10 protein-coding genes and 1 pseudogene are annotated in these 16,217 nt (G+C 60.8%); 3 read left to right on the forward strand and 8 right to left on the reverse strand.

Annotation, left to right across the window (positions count from 1 at the left end):
• Nucleotides 1-61: 61 nt before the first annotated feature.
• The 3 genes from ACEUKI_RS09025 to ACEUKI_RS09035 form a co-directional block, all read right to left on the reverse strand.
• On the reverse strand, nucleotides 62-3,049 hold the full coding sequence (locus tag ACEUKI_RS09025; protein ID WP_374156760.1) for a cation-translocating P-type ATPase: 2,988 nt from the start codon (nucleotides 3,047-3,049) through the stop codon (nucleotides 62-64).
• A gap of 182 nt (nucleotides 3,050-3,231) precedes the next feature.
• A complete protein-coding gene (locus ACEUKI_RS09030) occupies nucleotides 3,232-4,065 on the reverse strand; it encodes an alpha/beta hydrolase (protein ID WP_179133554.1) in 834 nt (277 codons plus the stop codon).
• A gap of 75 nt (nucleotides 4,066-4,140) precedes the next feature.
• Nucleotides 4,141-5,439 (reverse strand): MDR family MFS transporter, encoded by a 1,299-nt coding sequence (locus ACEUKI_RS09035; protein ID WP_374156765.1) that lies wholly within the window; start codon nucleotides 5,437-5,439, stop codon nucleotides 4,141-4,143.
• 87 nt (nucleotides 5,440-5,526) lie between these two features.
• On the opposite strand from ACEUKI_RS09035, the gene rlmB reads away from it, so the two are divergent.
• Entirely contained in the window at nucleotides 5,527-6,519 is a 993-nt protein-coding gene (rlmB, locus tag ACEUKI_RS09040) for a 23S rRNA (guanosine(2251)-2'-O)-methyltransferase RlmB (RefSeq protein WP_115769884.1), read from the forward strand.
• 106 nt (nucleotides 6,520-6,625) lie between these two features.
• Here rlmB and ACEUKI_RS09045 read toward each other — a convergent pair whose 3' ends face one another.
• From ACEUKI_RS09045 to ACEUKI_RS09055, 3 genes and pseudogenes are all read right to left on the reverse strand, one after another.
• Nucleotides 6,626-8,038, reverse strand: coding sequence for a DUF4032 domain-containing protein (locus ACEUKI_RS09045; protein ID WP_374156761.1), 1,413 nt, complete (start codon nucleotides 8,036-8,038; stop codon nucleotides 6,626-6,628).
• Nucleotides 8,039-8,260: 222 nt separating this feature from the next.
• A complete protein-coding gene (locus ACEUKI_RS09050) occupies nucleotides 8,261-9,388 on the reverse strand; it encodes an ABC transporter ATP-binding protein (RefSeq protein ID WP_080785699.1) in 1,128 nt (375 codons plus the stop codon).
• Nucleotides 9,389-9,665: 277 nt separating this feature from the next.
• Nucleotides 9,666-10,659: pseudogene (locus tag ACEUKI_RS09055) on the reverse strand (glycosyltransferase family 2 protein); the annotation flags it as partial.
• A 102-nt stretch (nucleotides 10,660-10,761) separates the two neighbouring features.
• On the opposite strand from ACEUKI_RS09055, the gene ACEUKI_RS09060 reads away from it, so the two are divergent.
• Together ACEUKI_RS09060 and ACEUKI_RS09065 are read left to right on the forward strand one after the other, a co-directional pair.
• Nucleotides 10,762-11,475, forward strand: coding sequence for a LytTR family DNA-binding domain-containing protein (locus ACEUKI_RS09060; RefSeq protein ID WP_080785698.1), 714 nt, complete (start codon nucleotides 10,762-10,764; stop codon nucleotides 11,473-11,475).
• Nucleotides 11,475-12,797, forward strand: a complete 1,323-nt coding sequence (locus ACEUKI_RS09065) for an ATP-binding protein (protein ID WP_251848070.1) — start codon at nucleotides 11,475-11,477, stop codon at nucleotides 12,795-12,797. The genes ACEUKI_RS09060 and ACEUKI_RS09065 overlap by 1 nt, the downstream gene beginning before the upstream one ends.
• A gap of 1 nt (nucleotide 12,798) precedes the next feature.
• On the opposite strand, the gene nrdF is transcribed toward ACEUKI_RS09065, so the two are convergent.
• Nucleotides 12,799-13,791, reverse strand: coding sequence for a class 1b ribonucleoside-diphosphate reductase subunit beta (gene nrdF / locus ACEUKI_RS09070; protein ID WP_007051806.1), 993 nt, complete (start codon nucleotides 13,789-13,791; stop codon nucleotides 12,799-12,801).
• A gap of 224 nt (nucleotides 13,792-14,015) precedes the next feature.
• Nucleotides 14,016-16,211 carry a class 1b ribonucleoside-diphosphate reductase subunit alpha gene (gene nrdE, locus ACEUKI_RS09075; RefSeq protein ID WP_115769881.1) on the reverse strand — a complete coding sequence of 732 codons (2,196 nt, stop codon included), beginning with the start codon at nucleotides 16,209-16,211 and terminating at the stop codon, nucleotides 14,016-14,018.
• Nucleotides 16,212-16,217 lie beyond the last annotated feature (6 nt).

Raw genomic sequence — 16,217 nt, forward strand, 5'->3', positions numbered from 1 at the left:
GCTCTGAATACCAGAGCCCGGCCCACTGCTATATGCCCACAATCAGGGCTATTGCGATGGCTTAACGCTTGGCCATCGCGCGTAGCACAATCTTGCGCAGTTCGGAGGCAATCAGCACGATTGCGGCCAGGCAGATGCATTCCACCCAAGCCATCGGGCTCAATGCCACGGTGCCGAACGGATCGTTGAGGAACGGCACGTAAATCACCACGAGCTGCAGCGCCACGGACAAACCAATCGCACCCCATAGCCACTTGTTGGAGAACAGACCCACGAATGCGGACTGCAGATGCGAACGGGAGGCCAGCGCGTTGAACAGCTGGGCAAACACCAGAATCGTGAAGCCCATCGTACGGGCCTCGGTCATCTGCGCTTCATGGCCGACGGCATCCACTGAGCGGTCGGTGAACAAGCCGCCGGACAGGTGCATGTCCATACCAATCAGCGTGACGATGGCCATGATGACGCCGATGTAGATGATGTCGCCCCACATGGAGGCGTCAATCACGCGGTCCGTCACCTTACGCGGTTTACGACCCATCACATCGTCGGTCTGCGGGTCCACGCCCATAGCCAACGCCGGCGCGGCATCGGTCAGCAGGTTGATCCACAGCAACTGTGTGGCGAGCAGCGGCACGGTGACGCCCACGGTTTCCGGCTGGCGGATGCCGAGGAAGCCGGCAAACACCACACCGAGGAACACGGTGAACACCTCACCCACATTGGAACTCAGCAGGTAGCGCAGGAACTTGCGGATGTTGTCGAAGATCACGCGACCCTCGCGTACGGCGGCCACGATGGCGGAGAAGTTGTCGTCCGCCAGAATCATCTTGGCGCTCTGCTTGGTCACTTCGGTGCCGGTGATGCCCATGGCCACGCCGATGTCCGCGGACTTGACTGCCGGGGCATCGTTCACACCGTCGCCGGTCATGGCCACGATGTTGCCTTGGCGCTGCAAGGATTCGACGATCTTGAGCTTGTGCTCGGGGGCCACGCGCGCGTACACGGACACTTCGGACGTGGCCTTGTCGAGCGCGGCCTCATCGGGCAGCTGGTCGAGCTGGTCGCCGGTCAGGGTCTTGCCGTCCTTGGCGATGATGCCAAGGTCGGAGGCGATGCGGGCGGCGGTCAGCGGGTGGTCGCCGGTGATCATCACCGTGCGGATGCCGGCACGATGGGCCTCGGTCACGGAGTCGCGCACCTCAGTACGCGGCGGATCGATAATGCCGACCATGCCATTCCAGATGAGATCGGTTTCGATGGCTTCGGCCTGATCGGCGATGTCGGACACCTGGCCTGCGGCGTTGACGCTTACACCGGGCACATCAGCCAAAGAACTGGTTTCCAACGGACGGCAGGCCTCGCCAAGCGTACGGTAGGCCTCGGAGGAGAGACGTTCGACGGTGGCGAGAATCGACTGGCGATCGCCTTCGGTGAGCTTACGGACCTGACCACCCACGCGGATGCGCGTGCAGTAGCTCAAAAGCACGTCGGGCGCGCCCTTGGCGAACACGGTGAGCTTGTCTGAATCGGTGCTGTCCTTGACGATGATGGACATGCGCTTGCGTTCGGAGGTGAACGGAATCTCGCCAACGCACGTGTAGCGCTTGATCTTGCGATCGGCCTTGACCTTGCGTGCGGCCACGATCAGCGAGACTTCGGTGGGGTCGCCCACAATCTCCCAACGGCCGTTCTCCTCGCGTAGTTCGCCGTCGTTCGCGAGCGTGCCGGCCACGAGCGTGGCGACGACTTCATCGGCCACAATCTGGGCCTGCTCGGATTCGGGGCTGATGCCGCCGGTCATGACCATGCGGCCTTCCGGCGCGTAACCGGTGCCGGTGATCTGCACTTCGCCGGACGGGGTGACCACGCGCTCCACGGTCATCTCGTTGCGGGTCAGCGTACCGGTCTTATCCGAGCAGATCACGGAAGCGGAGCCCAAGGTCTCCACCGAATGCAGTTTCTTGACGATGGCGTTGTGCGCGGCCATACGCTGCACGCCGAGTGCCAGCACCACGGTCAGGATGGCGGCCAAGCCTTCCGGCACGGCGGCCACAGCCAGAGAAACGGCCAACAGTAAGGAATCAATCACGTCATGGACGTCGTCGAAGCCTTCCAGCACGGCGAGCGCCACCAGCACCACGACAGCGATGACGCACACCGCAATGCCGAGGATCTTGGAGACGTAATCCATCTCCTTCTGCAGCGGAGTTTTCTCATCTTCGGTGGCGGAGAGCATGTCGGCGATCTTGCCGACCTGCGTATTCATACCGGTGCCGGTCACGATTGTGCGGCCGGTGCCTTGCGTCACGGAAGTGCCGTTGAAGATCATGTTGGCGCGGTCGCCCAGCGCCTTGGCCTCGGTGAGTGTGTCCGGCTTCTTACCGACCGGCACGGATTCGCCGGTCAGGGAGGCCTCGGCGATGCGCAGGCTGGCCGCGTTGACCAGTCGGCCATCGGCGGAGACCGAGTCGCCTTCCGCAAGGACGATGATGTCGCCGGGGACCACGTCGGCGGTGTTGATGCGCATGACTTTGCCGCCGCGCAGCACCGGGGTCTGCGGGGCCGTCATTTGGGCGAGCGCCTCGACCGCGGCCTCCGCCTTGGCCTCCTGCATGTAGCCGAGCACGGCATTGACGATTAGAATCAAAATGATCACGATTGCGTCGAACGGCAGCACTTCGCCGCCTTCCGCGCCGGGCTGCGCATTGGCCTTTTCGATGAACCATGCGATCACCGAGATGATGGTGGCCGCGATCAGCAGGTAGACCAGCGGGTCCTGGAACTGGGCCAGGAATTTCTTCCATTTCGGTACGGGCGGGGCGCTGGCGAGCTCGTTCGGGCCGAATTTGGCCAGTCGGCGCTTGGCTTCTTCCTCGCTCAGGCCCTGGGATGGGTCGACGTTCAGGGCTTTGGCCACGTCGTCGGCGCTGGTCAGACTTGGATCAGTATCCCCCAATAGCGCTTCCTGTGCGCGCACCTCTTCCGATTCCACGACCCCGTTCGTTGCGGTCGTGGACACTGCGGATTGATCTTTGAGATCATCCATAATGTTCTCCTTGGTATTGCCGCGGAGTAGTCAGCCTTGCGGCCGCTGCCGGGCTTTCTCTCCCGGCTGGACGCACAGGACTGCGCGGTTATGGACACCGGCGCAACTGCTGCCGATGCATACGATTGCTATTATTCCATAACCACGTGGCGCACTTGGCGCACAGCGTAATAGCGTTTTGCCTAGAACAGGCGACGCAACCAGGCTTCAGCCAAATCAGGCCAACACTGCACGCATTCGACGATGTGCGCATAGAAGCCGTTGCCGGCGGTTTCCGCATTGGCCAAGGACAGGCCGTGGCTGCCTTCGGGGAACAGGTGTGCTTCGATGCTCACGCCGGCGGCCCGGCAGGCCTGGATGAGCATTAGCGTATTCTCCACGGGCACGGCGTCGTCGGTCATGGTATGCCAGACGAAGACGGGCGGCGTCTTGGCGTCGATGTGCTTTTCGATGGAGAACTTGTCCAACAAAGCCTGATTGTGCGCTTGGCCCTCTAGCAGGCATTGGAAGCTGCCGCGATGGGCGTACTTGCCGGCGGTGATTACCGGGTACGAGAGCATCAGCGCGTTCGGGCGCACGGCGTCCGGGTCCATGCCGCCCTGTTCGCGGATGTCTTCGTCGCCAATCGAGGTGGCGAGGTTGGCGGCCAGATGCCCGCCTGCGGAAAAGCCGAGTACGGCCACTTGCGCGGGGTTTACATGCCACTGATCCGCATTGGCGCGAATCAGGCGCATTGCCTCGGCAGCCTCCAGCAAAGCCACCGGGTAGCGGCTGGGCTGCACCGAATAGCGCAGCACGAATACGGCGAAGCCTTTGGCCAGGAATCGCAGGGCCACTGGCTCGGCTTCGCGGTCAGAAGTCATGGCGTAGCCGCCGCCAGGCAAAATCAGGATGGCCGGGCGTATGCGGTCCGGTTTCATCTCTTCGCTGTTGTCGGCCACATAGCCAAAGAATCGCGCCTCGCTGCCATCAATGCCAACGATGGTTTGTTGAATGTATTGCATGCCATACATCATACGCGCAGAGAATAGTTCTCGATAAGAACCACTCGCCATATGCGGTCTTGCCCGTATCTCCAAACCGAATAACGCTTACAGCGAATCGTGAAGACTGCGGGCCATGGCGCGGTCGCGCGAGCCTTTGGTGAGCTTGAGACCGAGGGTCACGGCAATCAACACAACAGTGCAGGCGATCCACAGCGTTCGACCGCCGAAGTTGCTGATAGTCCAGCCACCAATCAGCGGCGCCAGCGCAATCGACACCGACCACACTACGTTGTAGACGCCCTGATACGTGCCGCGCGCCGACGCGGGTGCCATGGCGGCAACCGTAGTGGTGGCGATAGGGAATGTGCCCAGCTCACCCAGCGTCCACAGCACTACGGCAAGCGCGAATCCGCCCCAAGAATGGGCTGCGGCCTGCACCGCATAGCCGATGACGGTTACGGTGAGGCCCATCACCAGCACGCGTGAATTGCCCATGCGCGCGAACAGTTTCATCGCGGGAATCTGCAGCAGGCACAACATACCGCCATTGATGGTGAGCAGCACCGAATACTCGCCCAGCCCTAGACCAAGGTCCGTCATGGCAATGGGCAGGCCGGAGGTGCTTTGGAAGTACACAAGGAAGTAGCCGAACATCAGCAGGGAGAAGCCGAGGAATGGAGTATCGGTGAGCACGCGCCGCCAATTGCGAGACATGGCGCCCTTGACACTGGCAGCCGGTGCGGCATCCGAGTGATTCGACCTCTCAATGCCGGCGAATTCCGCATGGGTAACACTGCATTCGTCTTCATGGCGCACCGCACTTGGCACCGATACAGTAATCCCCAAATGCCGCACCTCGCGGAAGAACGCAATCAGCAATATCGTGACGGCTATCATCACCGCCGCTTCAACGTAGAACATCAGCGAATACGAGATCTTGACCAGCTGGTTGGCCACAATCGGTCCAATCGCGTACCCAAAATTAATCGCCCACGATTGCAGTACGTATGCACGTTGCTGACGTTCGACAGGCACCACATCCGCGATATACGCGGCGATGGCCGGGCTGGGCAGCGAGGCGAACGCACCATAGACGAACAGAGCCGCGCCTAAAGACACAGGATCAGTGAGTACGGAAACGACCAGCAGGGCAGCCGCTGCGCCGATTTCGCCGATGATAATCATGGATTGGCGGCCGAATCTGTCGGACAAGGTACCGCCGAACAGGCAGCCGATGATTGCGCCGGAGCCGTACATGGCCACGACTGTGCCCACCACACTCTCATCGAGGCGCAGCGCGGAAACCAAATATATCGACAAGAATGAGGTCACGAAGCGACCCATCCACAGAATCAGAATCGCCAACCATAATCCCCAATACAGCAGGGACAGTCCGAATATCATGCGCTGCTTCTTCACTCTCAATACCTTACCGGCTACCGACGGCGGAATAGCCGCGTTTTGGCGCGGGGTGCTGGGACAATAGCGCCTATGGCTATCAAAAAAGGACCGACCAAGGGGTCGGGTGGCAAGCATCGCAACAAACTGAAGGGCTACGGCCCCACTCCCAAGGCCGAGGACCGCGTCTATCACAAGGCGTACAAGGCCAAGAAAGCGGCCGAACGTCGGCAGATGGCCGACCCGCGTCTGGCAGCCCGCCGCCGAGTGGACAAGTTCGCTTCGGCGGATACTTCGGATCTGGTGTACGGCCGTAATTCCGTGCTGGAAGCACTGCGCGTAGGCGTACCTTCTTCCACGCTGTACATCATGTCCCGTATTGAACATGACGATCGTACTCGCGAAATCGTGAAAATCGCTGGTATGAACGGCCTGCACATGCTGGAGGCCGATCGTCTGGAGATGGATCGTATCGCCCGCTCTGGCAACCATCAGGGCGTGATTCTGAAGGTCGATCCGTTCCAGTACTCCTCGCTGAACGAGTTGGCCGATCGTGCTGAGAAGAAGGCCAAGGCAATGGAGGCCGCGAATTCGGCGGCCGCCCGTATTGCTGCGCGACCGCTGTTTATTGCATTGGACGGCGTGACCGATCCGCAGAACCTGGGTGCCGTGATTCGTTCGGCAGCCGCATTCGGTGCCAATGGTGTGATTCTGCCGGAACGCCGTTCCGCTTCAGTGAACGCCGCCGCTTGGAAGGTGTCTGCCGGTGCGGCCGCGCATATGCCGGTGGCGCGCGTGGTGAACCTGACTAAGGCACTTAAGGGCTTGAAGGAGCGTGGATACTACGTTGTCGGCCTTGACGGTGGCGGCGATAAGCTCGTCGGCGAGACTGGCTTTGAATCCGATCCGCTCGTTGTAGTGCTCGGTTCGGAAGGCAGCGGTTTGGGCCGACTGGTGCGCGAAACCTGCGACGCGATTGCCGGCATCCCGATCAGCTCGTCTGTTGAGTCGCTGAACGCTTCAGTGGCGGCGGGTATCAGCCTGTACGCGGTGTCCAACGCACGGCGCAAGGCTGCGGCGGAGTGATTGTCGCTTGAGGCCGTAATAGGTTGTACATACACGGAAGCCCCTCTATTTGAGGGGCTTCTTTGTGTGATGGGTTCACCTACAGACAGTCCACCGGATTGTCCGCTTAATGACTCCACACTGCCGCATCCGGATCGTCATCGGGGTTGTAGCCGTCGTCGTCCGGGTCGTTGTAGGTGGATTCGTCGTCAATGACGCCGGAATCGGCCTCTTCGTTAAGTTCGACGAATGCCTTGGAATCAAGGTTGTAGCTCGGCAGAACGTTGTCGATGTAGCTGGTCACGGCCTCGTCCATCGGCACGTCGTGGCCGGCCTTCTCCGCCAGGAACCAGCGATGGTCAAGCACCTCATGGAAGAACTGAGCAGGCTCGATCTGGGAGCGATATTCGCGCGGAATCATACGCACGGTCGGCTCGAACACCTCGCGCATCCAGTCGGTGGCCACGATTTCCAGATCCTCGCCCTCACGCCACGTGGAGGTACGGTAGGCGTCAAGGTCGTTGAGCAGACGACGGGCCTGGTGCTCCTGCACGTCAAGGCCGGTGAGGCGCAGCAGCTTGCGGTTGGCGTAGCCGGCGTCCACCACGCGCGGGCGGACCAGCACATGCTTGCCGTCCTCGGAGGTCTTCATTTCCAGCTCGTCCACGTCGAAGCCCAGCTCGTTGAGCTTGTTGACGCGCTGCTCGATCTTCCACATTTCGTCCGGGTTGAACTTGTCGGTGTCGGTCAGGGCGCTCCACAGCGAGTGGTAGCGGTCGACCAGGCGGTTGCCCACCTCGATCTCGTCCACGTCGCCGGGCAGTAGCTTGCCGGACGCCAAATCCATAAGTTCGCCGATGATGTTGGTGCGGGCCAAGTCGATATCGTATTCGCGCTGGCCGTCGGTGAGCTGGACTTGCAGGTCACCGGTCTCGGCGTCCACCAGGAAGGCGGAGAAAGCGTCGGCGTCGCGCAGGAACAGGACGTTCGACAGGGACACATCGCCCCAGTAGAAACCGGCTAGGTGCAGGCGCACCAGCAGCACGGCGAGGGCGTCAATCAGTCGTTCGGCGGTGTCCGGGCGCAGGTTGCGGGCGAACAACGCACGGTACGGCAGCGAGAACTTCAAGTGCCGGGTGACCAGAATCGCCTCCAGCGGCTCCCCTTCACGGGTGTGACGGCCGATGACCACGGCGATCGGGGTCACAGTTGGCAGTTCGAGCTTCTGCAGTCGACGCAGGATCTCGTACTCTCGCTCGGCCACCTGGCGCGTGATCTCCTTCATGGCGTACACCTCGTCGCCCACGTGCACGAATCGCACGACGTGGCGGGAGATGCCTCGCGGCAGGTTGGCCAGCAGGTCCTCAGGCCAGGCGGCCAAGGGCTTGTGCCAGGGCAGCGTGAACATCTTTGGGTTCGAGCTGGCGGCGGTGATTTTCAGTGCTTGCGGCTCCGCTGAATTGGCGTGTTCGTCTTCGGCTTTGACAGACGTGGCCTTTAGCGCACGCGAATCCATCTGGGGCAAATCGTTCAACTCCATGTGTTCGATTTTACGTGTCGTTCGCGATGTGTGCTCCTTTGCCACGACTTCGGCGCGTTATGTTTACGGGAAAAACACCGTTTGGTCTCTCCCTCAGACCGTCTAAAAGGCAAAAAGAAAAGCCCCGCAGCTATGCAGGGCTTTTCCAACGAGGTCATAAGAGAGGAAGAGAATAACCTCGTTTAATGGTTGACAAAGCTATTAGACCTCGCCAAGTATCTACTAGTTCAGACGCAGCTCGGTGGACGGTGCGAACAGGTGCATCTTGGCCGGATCAATCTTGATCTTGACCGTGGCACCAACCTGCGGCAGAGCGCGCGGGTTCACACGAATCGTGGTGAGCTTGTTCTGATCGGACATGACCTGAGAAGCCTCAGCTGCGGAACCATCGGTGACGATGTTGCCGTAGATGTAGCCATCGGAGCCCAGATCCTCGACGTTCACAACCTTCAGGGAGAAGGCGTTCGGGTCGTCAGCCGGGGCCAGACCAGCGTCCTCAGGACGGAAGCCGACCACGATCTGGCCGTTGTCTTCGGCGGTGAGCTTGTTGACGGCCTCAGCCGGCAGGTCCACGGTGTCCTCACCGATCTTCGCCTTGCCGTTGACCACCGGGTGGGTGTTCAGGTTCATCGACGGGGAGCCGATGAAGCCGGCGACGAAGACGTTGGCCGGACGATCGTACAGCTCGGTCGGAGCGCCGACCTGCTGCAGGATACCGAGCTTGATGACGGCGATGCGATCGCCCATCGTCAGAGCCTCGGTCTGATCGTGGGTCACGTACAGGGTGGTGACACCCAGCTGGCGCTGCAGGGCAGCAATCTGGGTACGGGTCTGGACACGGAGCTTGGCGTCCAAGTTGGACAGCGGCTCATCCATGAGGAAGACCTTCGGCTCACGGACGATTGCACGGCCCATGGCCACACGCTGACGCTGACCACCGGACAGAGCCTTCGGCTTGCGGTCGAGGTACTCGGTCAGGTCGAGGATCGCAGCGGCCTTCTCGACGCGCTTGCGGATCTCGTCCTTCGGAGTGCCGGCGATCTTCAGGGCGAAGCCCATGTTGTCGGCAACGGTCATGTGCGGGTACAGAGCGTAGTTCTGGAACACCATTGCGATGTCGCGGTCCTTCGGCTGCATCGTGGTGACATCCTTGCCACCGATGAGGATGCGGCCCTTGTTGACCTCTTCCAGGCCGGCGAGCATACGAAGGGTCGTAGACTTACCACAGCCAGAAGGGCCGACGAGGACGAGGAACTCGCCATCCTTGATATCAAGATTCAGATCATCCACGGAGGGCTTATCGTTGCCCGGGTAGACACGAGTGACGTGGTCGAAAACGACTTCTGCCATAATTACTAATCCTTTCAGAGGCAGGTACGTGCCTCACGATCCGTTGTAAAGGGATTTGTTCTTTACTGTGCTTCCGCCCTCGCCACCGACGTACAACTCTGCTTTCGGAAACTGCAAGCTTCAGCGTTTACTTTTTTCCGGTTCAGTGAAGGTTCTCTTCGTTGAGCCGAGAACTACTATACACGGACCGTGGACCAAGGCAAGTGGCGTGTCTGAAATGTAGTTAACATTATGGGCGTTTCTGGGGGTGTTGTGTGGTTCGGCCCATGACACGCCTGCTTCTCGAACGTGCCATCGGCCACCTTGGTGACGCCCAGCTTGAGCAGTCCGAGCAACTCACGCAACGTTTCCGGTACGGGCTCATCGCCCTCATCGGCGGACTTGGTCAGGCCCTCGATGCGGCGACGAAGCGCGTCGGCGTCCTCGGGATCGATCTTGAGCCCGGCGATCAGCGACTGGCGCATGGTCTCGTAATCGAGGTTGGCAAAAAAATTCAGCTGTTGCAGCGTCATGAAGCCCTTGAGCTCGGGGAATCGGTGGACGATGTATTCCTCGCGGTCGTCGGCGGCGCGGGTCCAGTCGCGGGTGAGCTGCGGATCCCAGCTGGCGGTGATCGACCCCTCGCGCATGCGGTAGTGGTACAGCGCCTTGGGCAGACGGACCACGCGCGTGGCCTCGCCGATCACGTTGCAGATACGGGAGAGATCCTCGATTTTGCGACCCACCGGGAAGGAGAATCCAGTGCCCTGATAGGTGGAAGCGGGTGCCAGGAAGGCCCAGAAATAACCGTCAATCTCAGCCTTGACTTGCTTTTTGATGGCCTCGACCGGGGTCAGGACCTGCACCTCGGTGAAGTCGTTGTGGCGATAGTTGGACAGCAGCGGCTTGTTGTTCTCGGAGATGGTGTCGAACTGGAACATCACGAGGTCGGCGTCATACTCGCGCATGGCGTTCAGGCAGTCCTCCACCAACGTGGGTGCCACGGTGTCGTCGGAATCGGCGAAGTATATGTACGCGCCGATAGTCTCAGCGATACCAGCGTTGCGGGCGTCGGACAGGCCGCCGTTGGGCTTGTGAATCACGCGTATGCGCGGGTCGCGGGCGGCCCAGGCGTCGCACATGGCCGGGCAATTGTCGGGCGAGCCGTCATCGACCAGCAGAATCTCCAGATTGGCGTACGTCTGCGCGGCAACAGACGCCACGCATTCGTCGAGGAACTTCTCGACCTTATATACCGGAATAATGATGCTGACCAACGGATCCTGTTCCATATCTCCAGCGTAGCGCCGCCGCACGAACGCGGACGGAATCCGGCCGATATCAGGGACACCGGGATAAGATGCTTGGAGAAAACATGACAGGGAGGTGCGGTCATGCGCGATATCAGGGTTGGAGTGGTCGAGGACGATCCCGCCTCCTGCCAACGGGTGCTTGACTATCTCAATCAGTACCACAGCGAAACCGGTACGGAATTCACGATTTCCGTATTCGACGATGGTGAGCAAATCGTCGAGAAATATACGCCGATGTACGACATTCTGTTTCTGGACATCGAGATGCAGCACATGGACGGCATGGCGGCGGCCCGGCACATCCGCGAGCGCGACAACACTGCGGTTATCGTGTTCATCACCGCCGCCCCGCAGTACGCGATCAACGGGTACGAAGTGCAGGCGCTCTCCTATCTGCTCAAGCCGGTGCCGTACTTCGCATTCCGCCAGGAGCTGAAACGGTCGATCGATATGGTGCGTCGGCGTGGCAGCGAGTCGCTGCTCATCGAGGCCGGCGGGCGGCAGATGCGCGTGGAGCTGGCGGATGTGTTGTATCTCGAGTCAATTCGGCACACGATCATCGTGCATACGTTGAGCGGCAAACTCTCGGTGTCCGGCACGCTCAAGGATTTCGAGGAGCGACTGGCCGATCAGGACTTCTTCCGTTCCAACTCCTGCTATCTGGTGAATCTGCGGCATGTGGTGGGCGTCGAGGGGCAGGACTGCGTGATGTCGAACGAGGAGCTGCTGCGGGTGAGCCGGCCACGCAAGAAGGCGTTCCTGACCGCGCTGGCGAACTACATGGGCGCGGCGTGATGAGCACCACCATCACCAATGCGCTGCCGGACATCCCGCGCCTGTGCACCGGCATCTGCGAATGGCTGGCCTGCGTGGTCTATCTGCTGGTCATCTACCGGCGCGTGCCGCTGCGGCGCACGATTGCGGTCGGGCTTATCGGTCTGCCGGCGATGATCGCTATCCAGTATTTCGACGGCGTGATGCCCATCTGGTTCTGGATCATCGGTATGCTGCTTGCGTTCGCCGGCATGTGGGCGATTATCTTGTTCGGCGCGGGCACCGGCAAGCGCGAGGGCATGTATATTGCGGCGCGCGCGTTCGTGCTGGCCGAACTGGTCGCCTCGTTGCACTGGCAGTTGGTGATGTTCCTGAACTTGGGCGAGAACCCCGAGCGGGCGCAGTTGTTCTCACTGCTGTTACTGGTGGTCACGTACGCCGCCTGCTTCACGGTGGCGTGGCTAATCGAACGCGGCAATTTTGCCAATGATGCGCCGACCGTCGCCACAGCGCAGCTGGCAATCGGTACGGGAGCCATCACCATCATGACGTTCGCCATGAGCAACCTGAGCTTTGTGTCCACCAATACGCCGTTCTCCGGCACAGTGGGCCAGGAGGTGTTCTATATCCGCACGTTGGTGGATTTCTGCGGGTTCGCGATTCTGTACGCGCAGCAGGAGCAGGCGCGGCGCATGGAGGCGAGCGCCGAGCTGGCGTCCATCAACGCTCAGCTGGAAAGCCAGCATCAGGAGTATCTGGCGTCCAAGGAGAATATCGAGTCGATCGGGCGGCTTGCGCATGATCTGAAGCATCAGATCGCGGCGTTGCGCGCGGAGGTGGACCCGGAGCATGCGGCGGCCGGCTTCGAGCAGCTGGAGGCTTCGGTGGCGCAGGCCAGCGCCCAGCAGCATTCCGGCAATCCGGTGCTGGACGTGATTCTGACCACCAAAATGCGCACGTGCGCGGATCGCGGCATCACGCTGACCGCCGTGGCGGACGGCAAGCTGCTGAAGGGCATGTCGTCGATGGATATCGCCTCGCTGTTCGGCAACGCGCTGGACAACGCGATCGAGGCGACCAGCAAACTGCCCGACCCGCAGCAGCGGCTGATTCGGCTCGCGCTGTACGGGCAGGGGCAGTTCACGGTGATTCGCGTGGAAAACTACTACGATTCCGCACTCAAGAAGGATTCGACCGGCGCGCTGCGCACCACCAAGCGTGATTCGTCGCGGCACGGGTTCGGTGTGAAGTCAATCCGGCACATCGCCATGCAGTACGGCGGCGAAGTGACGATTCGCACCGAGGACCACTGGTTTGTGCTGACGGTGCTGCTGCCGAGGTGAATCAGAAGTCCCAGTCGTCGTCATCGGTTTCTTCGGCTTTGCCCATCACGTAGGAGGAGCCGGAGCCGGAGAAGAAGTCGTGGTTTTCGTCGGCATTCGGGCTCAGGGCGGCCAGGATCGCGGGGTTCACATCGCAAATCTCAGCCGGGAACAAAGCCGGGTAGCCGAGGTTCATCAGCGCCTTGTTGCCGTTGTAGCGCAGGAACTTCTCGACGTCATCGGTCAGGCCCACGCGGTCGTACAGCGACTGGGTGTACTCCACCTCGTTGTCGTACAGCTCGTTGAGCAGGTCGTACGTGTAGTCCTGCAGATCCAGGCGCTCGGCATCGCTCAGCTGGGCGATGCCCTTCTGGTACTTGTAGCCGATGTAGTAGCCGTGGACGGCCTCATCGCGGATAATCAGACGAATCACGTCGGCGGTGTTCGTCAGCTTGGCGTGCGCGGAGAAGTACATCGGCAGATAGAAGCCGGAGTAGAAGAGGAAGGATTCGAGCAGGGTGGAGGCCACCTTGCGCTTGTACGGGTTGTCGCCCTCGTAGTAGTCGAGCACGATTTCCGCCTTCTTCTGCAGAAACTCGTTGTTCTCGCTCCAGTCGAATGCGGCATCGATCTGTTCGGTGGAGCACAGGGTGGAGAAGATGGACGAGTAGCTTTTGGCGTGCACGGATTCCATGAAGGCGATGTTGGTGTACACGGCCTCCTCGTGCGGGGTGAGCGCGTCCGGAATCAGGCTCACGGCACCGACCGTACCCTGGATGGTGTCAAGCAGGGTCAGACCGGTGAAGACGCGCATGGTGAGCGTGTGCTCGTCCTCGGTCATCTTCTGCCAGCTGGGGATGTCGTTAGAGACGGGGACTTTTTCGGGCAGCCAGAAGTTGCCGGTCAGGCGGTCCCAGACCTCAAGGTCTTTCTCATCTTCGAGGCGGTTCCAGTTGATTGCGGAGACGCGGTCGATGAGTTTCAGCGGTTTGCGCGGAATGGAGATAGGTGCCATGAGTAGTGTTCCTTTTACTCGTTGTCGTTATCGTCGTTGGACTTGTTTTCGAACTCCTCCGGCGCGGTCAGCCGGAGCAGTGCTCTATAGATGGTTCGTGACATTGTGGGTTCCTTAGAGTGGCCTCTGGTTGTTCGATGCGTGCGGAGACCGCCGTCTGAGGCCGAAGGCGTACGAAGGTACGTCGAGTGCCGAAGAAAGGCGGTATACGCTCCATCGAACAATCAGAGCATGCAGCTGACGCAGCCTTGGACTTCAGTTCCTTCCAGGGCTTGCTGGCGGATGCGGATGTAGTAGAGGGTTTTGATGCCCTTGCGCCAGGCGTAGATCTGAGCCTTGTTGAGGTCGCGGGTGGTGGCGGTGTCCGGGAAGAACAATGTCAGAGACAGTCCCTGATCCACGTGCTGGGTGGCCTCGGCGTACGTGTCGACGATGGCCTTCCAGCCGATCTCGTAGGCGTCCTTGTAGTACTCAAGGTTGTCGTTGGTCATGTAGGCGGCCGGGTAGTACACGCGCCCGATCTTGCCTTCCTTGCGAATCTCGATCTTGGAGGCGATCGGGTGAATCGAGCTCGTGGAATGGTTGATGTATGAGATCGAGCCGGTGGGCGGCACGGCCTGCAGGTTCTGGTTGTAGATGCCGTCCTTCAGAATCGCGTCGCGCAGGGCCTCCCAGTCGGCCGCAGTCGGGATCGCGATGCCGTACTGCTCGAACAGCGCACGGACCCGTTCGGTGCGCGGGGTGAGCGAACGACGAACATCGGTGTACTTGTCGAAGTAGTTGCCCTGGCCGGCCGGCTTGGCGTAGTCGCTCGTAGCGAAGCTGGCGAACGCGCGGCCATGCTCCACGGCAAGCGCGTGCGAGGCGCGGTAGGCGTGGTAGGCGACCGTCATGAAGTACATGTCGGTGAAGTCGAGACCTTCTTCGGAGCCGTACTGGATGCCTTCGCGGGCCAGGAAGCCATGCAGGTTCATCTGGCCGAGGCCGATGGCGTGGCCCTCCTCATTGGCGCGGCGAATCGAAGGCACCGCGTTGATGCTGGTGTGCTCGGCCACCGAGGTGAGTGCGCGGATCGCCGTCTCCACCGTGTGGGCCAAGCTGCCATCCATCGTCTTGGCGATGTTGAGCGAACCCAGATTGCAGGAGATGTCGCGGCCGACATGCGCATACGTGAGGTCCTCGTTGTATGCGCTCGGCTCCTGCACCTGCAGGATTTCAGAGCACAGGTTGGACATGGTCACGCGGCCTTCGATCGGGTTCGCGCGGTTGACCGTGTCCTCGAACACGATGTACGGGTAGCCGGATTCGAACTGCAGTTCGGCGATGGTGGTGAAGAACTTACGGGCGTCGATGTAGGTCTTCTTGATGCGGTCGTCGGCCACCATCTCGTCATAATGCTCGGTAACGGAGATGTCGGCGAACGGCTTGCCGTACACGCGCTCCACGTCGTACGGGCTGAACAGGGCCATCTGGGCCTTCTGCTTGGCCAGTTCGAACGTGATGTCCGGAATCACCACGCCAAGAGCCAGCGACTTGATGCGGATCTTCTCGTCCGCGTTCTCTCGCTTGGTGTCCAAGAAGCGCAGGATGTCCGGGTGGTGGGCGTTGAGGTACACCGCGCCCGCGCCCTGACGCGCGCCGAGCTGGTTGGCGTAGGAGAAGGAATCCTCCAGCAGCTTCATAATCGGAATCACGCCACTGGACTGGTTTTCGATGTGCTTGATCGGAGCGCCGAGCTCGCGCAGGTTGCTCAGCAGCAGAGCCACGCCACCGCCGCGCTTGGAGAGCTGGAGGGCCGCGTTGATGCCGCGCGAAATCGACTCCATGTTGTCTTCGATGCGCACCAGGAAGCAGCTGACCGGTTCGCCACGCTGGGCCTTGCCGAGGTTCAGGAAGGTCGGGGTGGCGGGCTGGAATCGGCGGGCGAGCATTTCGTCGGCGTATTCGGTGGCCTGCGCTTCGTTGCCGGCGGCGAGTTCCAAGGCCACTGCCGCACAACGCTGCGGGAAGTCTTCAAGGTAGAGACGGCCGTCGAATGTTTTGAGGGCGTAGGACGTGTAGAACTTGAAAGCGCCGAGGAAGGTGCCGAATTCAAAGCCGGCGGACTCGACGTGCTCATAGAAGCGGTCGAGGAATTCAGCGGAGTACTGGGCGAAGACGTCGGGGTTGTAGTACTGGTTGCTGATGAGGTAGTCGAGGCGTTCGGCGGTGGAGGCGAACCGCTTGCTGTTGGCGGCCACGTGCCTAGTCACGTATTCGCGTTCGGCGGCCTTGTCTTTGTCGAACTGGATCTTGCCGTCGGCGTCATAGAGGTTGAGCATCGCGTTGAGCGCGTGGTAATCGTGCGCCGGATCGTACTGTTCCGCTGCGGTGTCGGCAGTATTGTCGAGCGGCAGCTCGGTGGCGGTAAGGTCGGTCATTGGAAT

This window comes from Bifidobacterium sp. 2450, assembly GCF_041900695.1.
In the GTDB taxonomy this organism is placed as follows: Bacteria; Actinomycetota; Actinomycetes; order Actinomycetales; family Bifidobacteriaceae; genus Bifidobacterium; species Bifidobacterium longum.